At 63.0% G+C, this 6,130-nt stretch carries 6 protein-coding genes; 4 read left to right on the top strand and 2 right to left on the bottom strand.

The window, feature by feature from the left end:
• The first annotated feature begins 10 nt into the window (after positions 1–10).
• The 3 genes from OKA05_RS13075 to OKA05_RS13085 all read left to right on the top strand — a co-directional run bounded on the left by OKA05_RS13075 (position 11) and on the right by OKA05_RS13085 (position 4,575).
• On the top strand, positions 11–205 hold the full coding sequence (locus OKA05_RS13075; RefSeq protein ID WP_264487594.1) for a hypothetical protein: 195 nt from the start codon (positions 11–13) through the stop codon (positions 203–205).
• Positions 206–288: 83 nt separating this feature from the next.
• Complete coding sequence (locus OKA05_RS13080; protein ID WP_264487595.1) at positions 289–675, top strand: hypothetical protein; 387 nt, start codon at positions 289–291, stop codon at positions 673–675.
• Positions 676–840: 165 nt separating this feature from the next.
• Positions 841–4,575 (top strand): phosphoribosylformylglycinamidine synthase, encoded by a 3,735-nt coding sequence (locus OKA05_RS13085; RefSeq protein WP_264487596.1) that lies wholly within the window; start codon positions 841–843, stop codon positions 4,573–4,575.
• A 97-nt stretch (positions 4,576–4,672) separates the two neighbouring features.
• Here OKA05_RS13085 and bamJ read toward each other — a convergent pair whose 3' ends face one another.
• Positions 4,673–5,212, bottom strand: a complete 540-nt coding sequence (bamJ, locus tag OKA05_RS13090) for a BamJ family beta-barrel-assembly machinery protein (RefSeq protein WP_264487597.1) — start codon at positions 5,210–5,212, stop codon at positions 4,673–4,675.
• Positions 5,213–5,274: 62 nt separating this feature from the next.
• The gene (locus OKA05_RS13095; protein ID WP_264487598.1) at positions 5,275–5,625 is read right to left on the bottom strand and encodes a nucleotide pyrophosphohydrolase; all 351 of its coding nucleotides are present in this window, start codon (positions 5,623–5,625) and stop codon (positions 5,275–5,277) included.
• A 93-nt stretch (positions 5,626–5,718) separates the two neighbouring features.
• On the opposite strand from OKA05_RS13095, the gene OKA05_RS13100 reads away from it, so the two are divergent.
• On the top strand, positions 5,719–5,961 hold the full coding sequence (locus OKA05_RS13100) for a hypothetical protein (protein ID WP_264487599.1): 243 nt from the start codon (positions 5,719–5,721) through the stop codon (positions 5,959–5,961).
• Positions 5,962–6,130 lie beyond the last annotated feature (169 nt).

The following is a 6,130-nucleotide window of genomic DNA, read 5'->3' on the forward strand; positions in this document are numbered from 1 at the left end:
CACGACTGCCATGAATACGAAGACCGCTCATCGCGCCTGCGAAGCCTGTGCTTTTTGGAATCCGATGGAGGACTCGCACGGCGAATGCCGCCGTCACGCGCCTCAGACCGTCGCCTTCGAGGTGGACGATGAGGTGAAGTTCGAGTCGATGTTCCCTGTGACCGCCGGGGACGACTGGTGCGGGGACTTCGAAAAAGCCGATTGATCCCAGTCAAAGCACTCGAAAGGACTTCTAACCGTTGGCATTTTCTATTGCGACAACGTCTCAATTGGGCTTTTGTCCGCCGCGTGACGCTTTCGCCTCAGGAAATTGATGCCCTGCTGTTGCCCTTGGCCCCCTCCTTGGCGAGGGAAGCCGATACCATCCTCGATCTCCGGGAGCTGTTGATGAGCAAGGGTCATCCCGGCAAGTGCGTGCGTTGCTTCTTCCGGCTTTTCAACGCTGCCGGCGTCGAGTCGATGCCTAAGTTGACCCCCCTCCGCGACTTCATGGAGCGGTATCTCGAGATCGCCGTCCGGGCCGATGGCTCGGAATTGGAAACCATCCCGGTGAGACTTCGCCAAGGCGAGGATCTGGAAGATTTCTGCCTGCGCTCGATGAAGCAGGTGCGCTTGGACCGCACCTACCAGGCCCAGCGCGTGAATCTCGCTTTCCGCTACAAGGCGGCGGCTTGAGAAATCTTCGTAGCGGAAATGCTGCGCCGTACAGACTTCTAGCGGCCGGCTTAAATTCCCCGGCATGCGTCGATGGGCGACTTCCGCGGCAATTCGGCAATCACCCGTCTTGCCCTCCCCCGGGTCGTGATTAGCATCCCACGCCTCCGCAGGTCCCAGCCGCCCATGAACCGCATTTTTGTCGAGAAGCAGCCCGCCTTTAACTCCGAGGCCCGCCACCTCCTGCACGATCTCCGCGAATCCCTCGGCCTGCCCGCCCTCGAAGGCGTCCGCATCGTCCAACGCTACGACATCGACGGGCTCACCGACGCGCAGTTTGAGCAAGCAGTCCGCCTGATTCTTTCGGAACCACAGGTCGACGTGATCACCGAGACACTTGCGATCTCGGCCAATGAAACCGCCTTCGCCGTCGAGTATCTTCCCGGCCAGTTCGACCAGCGCGCCGACTCGGCCGCGCAATGCGTCCAGATTCTCACGGGCCAGGAGCGCCCGCTTGTCGCCTCCGCCAAGGTGGTGGTGCTGAAGGGCAGCGTGTCCGCCGACGACATCGCCCGCATCAAGGGCTACGTCATCAACGCCGTGGATTCCCACGAAGCCCGCATGGACTTTCCGGAAAGCCTTCAGCCAAACATCCATCCCCCGGCCGATGTCGCAATCCTCACCGGCTTCACCACCAAGCCCGCCGTCGACCTAGCCGCGCTGCGAAAGGAACTCGGCCTCGCGATGTCCGATGCCGACCTCGCCTTCTGCCAGACCTATTTCCGCGATGAGGAAAAGCGCGACCCGAGCATCACCGAGATCCGGATGCTCGACACCTATTGGTCCGACCACTGCCGCCACACGACCTTCCTGACGAAGATCGACGAGGCCACCTTTGCTCCCGGTGCCGAGCCGGTGGAGCGCGCGTGGCAAAGCTATCTCGCCACTCGCAAGCAACTCGGCCGCGAGGACAAGCCGGTCACGCTGATGGACATCGCGCTCATCGGCATGCGCGAACTCAAGGCGAGCGGCGAACTCGATAACCTCGAGGTCTCCGACGAGGTCAATGCCGCTTCGATCGTGGTGCCGGTCGAGATTTCCAAACTCTCAACCCTCGACTCTCAACTCTCAACTTCGGTCGAAGAGTGGCTCGTGATGTTCAAGAACGAGACCCACAACCACCCGACCGAGATCGAGCCCTTCGGCGGTGCGGCGACCTGCCTCGGCGGTTGCATTCGCGATCCGCTCTCCGGCCGCTCGTATGTCTATCAGGCGATGCGCGTCACCGGTGCAGGCAATCCCCTCACCCCCTTCGCCGAGACCCTGCCGGGCAAGCTTCCGCAGAAGAAGATCTGCCAGATCGCGGCACACGGCTACTCGTCCTACGGCAATCAGATCGGCCTCGCCACCGGCCAGGTCGCGGAGGTCTATCACCCCGGCTACGTCGCCAAGCGCATGGAGATCGGCGCCGTGGTCTCCGCCGCGCCGCGTTCGCAGGTCTTCCGCGGCACGCCGGCTGCCGGCGATGTGATCCTGCTCATCGGCGGCCGCACCGGACGCGACGGCGTCGGCGGTGCCACCGGTTCCTCCAAAGAGCACACCGACACCGCGCTGGAAAACTCCGCCGAGGTCCAGAAGGGCGACGCGCCCACCGAGCGGAAGATCCAGCGCCTGTTCCGCAATCCGGAACTCACCAGGAAGATCAAAATCTGCAACGACTTCGGCGCTGGCGGCGTGTCCGTGGCCATCGGTGAGATTGCTCCCTCGCTCGACATCGATCTCGATGCCGTGCCGAAGAAGTATGACGGCCTCGATGGCACCGAGCTGGCGATTTCCGAGTCGCAGGAGCGCATGGCCGTCTGCATCGATCCCGCCGATGCCGCCTACTTCATCGCCGAGTCCGACAAGGAGAACCTCGAGTGCGTGAAGGTCGCCGTCGTCGGCGATCACGGCCGTCTGCGCATGAACTGGCGCGGCAAAACCATCGTCGATCTCAGCCGCGCCTTCCTCGACACCAATGGCGTCCAACAAACCGCCAAGGTCCACGTAAGCGCGCCCGAGGGCATCTTCCAGTCCGCGTTCAATCTGCCTCAGTCGGCGACCAAGCTGCTCTCTGACCTCCACCACTGCTCGCAAAAAGGCCTCGGCGAACGCTTCGATGGTTCCGTCGGCGCGGGCACCGTGCTCTGGCCCTTCGGCGGCAAGCACCAGCTCACCCAGCCCGATGCGATGGTGGCGAAGCTCCCGCTGTTAGAAGGCGACACCGACGTCTGCACTTACATGAGCTGGGGCTTCAATCCCTACCTCTCCGCATGGTCGCCCTTCCATGGCGCCGTGTATGCCGTCACCGAGTCGGTCTGCAAGGCCGTCGCCGCCGGCGCGCGCCTCTCGGATGTTAGACTCACCTTGCAGGAATACTTCCCGAAGCTCGGCGGCGATCCGTCACGCTGGGGCCTGCCTTTCGCGGCGCTGTTAGGAGCCTTCCACGCCCAACACGGCCTGCGCCTCGCAGCCATCGGCGGCAAGGATTCGATGTCCGGTTCCTTCAATGACCTCGACGTGCCGCCGACGCTCGTCTCCTTCGCCCTCGCTCCCGGCCAAGCCAGCCTCGCGCTGTCGCCCGAGTTCAAGAAGCCCGGCAGCACCCTCTCGCTGGTCAAGGTCAGTCGCGATGACGACCAGCTTCCCGATTTCGAGAATCTCTGCGAAGTCGCCGCCGCGCTCCACGAGCTGAATGCCACCGGCAAGATCCTCTCGATGAAGGCCCTCGGCTCCGGCGGCCTGATGCATGGCATCGCCACCAGCGCCTTCGGCAACCGCATCGGCGCGAATATCACCGCCGATCTCCAGCCTTACGCCGAGCGCTACTTCTGCTTCCTCGTCGAGCACGATGGCGAGCTCCCCGCGTCGCTCTTCGCCCGCGTCCTCGGTGAAACGGTCGCCGAACCCGAACTCACCTTCCCCGGCGAAAGCCACAAGCTCGATGAGCTGCAGGCCGCCTGGCTCGGCACGCTCGAGCCGGTTTATCCGACCAAGGAAGACGCCACCGTCGCCAACACCCCACACCTCTCGCTCGCCGCATCGTTCACCGGCAGCAAGCAGACCTCATCGGCCAAGCATCCGAAGCCGAAGGTGTTGATTCCCGCCTTCCCCGGCACCAATAGCGAATACGACTCGGCAAAAGCCTTTCGCGAAGCCGGCGCCGAGCCTGAGATCCTCGTCTTCCGGAATCTAACATCCCGCCACATCGAGGAATCGCTCGCAGCCTTCGCGCAGCAGATCCGCGAGTCGCAGATCCTCATGTTCCCCGGCGGCTTCAGCGCCGGCGACGAGCCCGATGGCTCCGCCAAGTTCATCGCCACCATCATCCGCAACCCGCGCGTGGCCGATGCGATCATGGACCTGATCAAGAACCGCGACGGCCTCGTGCTCGGCGTCTGCAATGGCTTCCAAGCGCTGATCAAGACCGGCCTCGTCCCCTACGGCGAGATCCGCGACCCGCACGCCGATGCCCCTACGCTCACCTTCAACGACATCGGCCGCCACGTCTCCTGCTACGTCACCACCCGCATCGCCAGCACGCTGTCGCCGTGGATGGCCGGCATGGAAGTCGGCGACCTGCACAGCGTCCCCGTGTCTCACGGCGAAGGCAAATTCCTTGCCAGCCCCGCGGTCATCGCCGAGCTCGCGGCCAAGGGCCAGATCGCCACGCAGTACGTCGATACCGAAGGCACCTACTCGATGGAGATCGACATCAATCCGAACGGCTCGCTGTTCGCCATCGAAGGCATCACCAGCCCCTGCGGCCGGGTCTTCGGCAAGATGGCCCACACCGAACGCAGCGGCACCCGCGTGGCCAAAAACATCCCCGGCGATAAGAAGCAGCCGATCTTCGCGGCAGGCGTGAAGTGGTTCGCGTAAAAGTGGTCCGCACACTCCGTGTGCGGGAAGAATTCGCGGGTGAGCCGACGGCAGACCTGGTCGCTAGTCCGCACACGAGTGTGCGGGCCACGTGGAGTCACTGGATCCCCAACAGCTCCACCTCGAATACCAGCGTGCTGTTCGGCGGGATTGCCGGGGTCGGGCTTTGTGGGCCGTAGGCGAGGTTGGCCGGGACCTCGAACTTGAACTTGTCGCCCACCACCATGAGCTGCACGCCCTCGGTCCAGCCGGGGATCACCCGGTTGAGCGGGAAGCTCGCGGGTTCAGCCCGGTCGACGGAACTATCGAAGACGGTACCATTGAGCAGCGTGCCGTGGTAGTGGACGGTGACCGTGTCGGAGGCCTTTGGGTTCACGTTGCCGGTGCCTTTCTTGAGCACCGTGTACTTCAGTCCGCTGGAGGTCGTCTTCTGCTCCGGCTTTGCCTTCTCCTCGCGCGGCCCGGTCTTCCCGGGTTTGCTTTCTTCAGCACCTGACCCTTCATGCGAGCTGCCTGCCGTGGAACTGCCGGAAGTGGAATCCGAGGTCGAGGTGTTGCTGGAGGTATCGGACTTGGAATCGCAAGCGGCGACGAAAAGAGCGGCGGCACCGGCGAGGGCAAAGGAAATGGTCTTCATGGTGGATCGATTGAAACGTAGCACAACATCCGGCGCGATGGGCGCCGGGGTCAAGCAGGTGATCAGAGTTCGTTGTATTTGAGATTGTTCCCCCTGGACTTGTCCTCCGGGTAGCGTTGCTCGTTGCGGGCGATCTTCGTCTCCATCACCTCACCGAGATTCATGCCGAGGAGATCCGCCATTTCAAACAACAGGATCCCCACGTCCGCGATCTCCGAGGCGATTTCGTCACGCCGCTCGTCCGCCCGTTTTTCCACCTGGTCCGGCTGCTGCCAGACGAAGTGTTGCAGCAACTCGCCCGCCTCGGCGGCGATGGCCACGGCCATGTCCTTGGGGTTGTGGAACTGCTGCCACTCGCGCGCGGCCACGAAGGACCGGATGCGGACGGTGAGTTCGGCGATGGAGTCGGACATGCGCGCATCCAATACCCGCAACCATCCAAACGAAACCGCAATTTCCATTCCCCCCCAAGTTGCACCGCATGAACACCGGGTGAATATTGATCCATGACAAGCACCCCTCATGCGTGGAATGACCCGCTGAAGTGCCATGTGGGCGATTGGATTCCTTCGTCCGCTTCGGTGGTTCGGAATTGGGACAGGAAAAAGGGCATCTACTGGTATCTGGTGGGCGGCTTCATCCGCCGCAGGATGACAGGCGCGGGACCGGTGAATCCGGCCATCCCGTGGGGCTTCGAATTCCGCCTGCTTCCCACGCTGGGCAAGTGGGCGTGGGTCCGCTGCTGCTGAAGCCGGGGAATGCACCAGCAGAGTTCGTACAGCGTCTCACTGACACAGGTGGTGCTGTAAGGGCCGAGCCCACCAAGAATAAGGAGCCGGGACGAATGGCACTTACTTAAGGCCGATTTCGTTGAAAATTAGAGACGGAAAGCCGGTCCTGGCAGGGTTTGAAAGTGTG

The organism is Luteolibacter arcticus (genome assembly GCF_025950235.1).
Classification (GTDB): Bacteria; Verrucomicrobiota; Verrucomicrobiia; order Verrucomicrobiales; family Akkermansiaceae; genus Haloferula; species Haloferula arctica.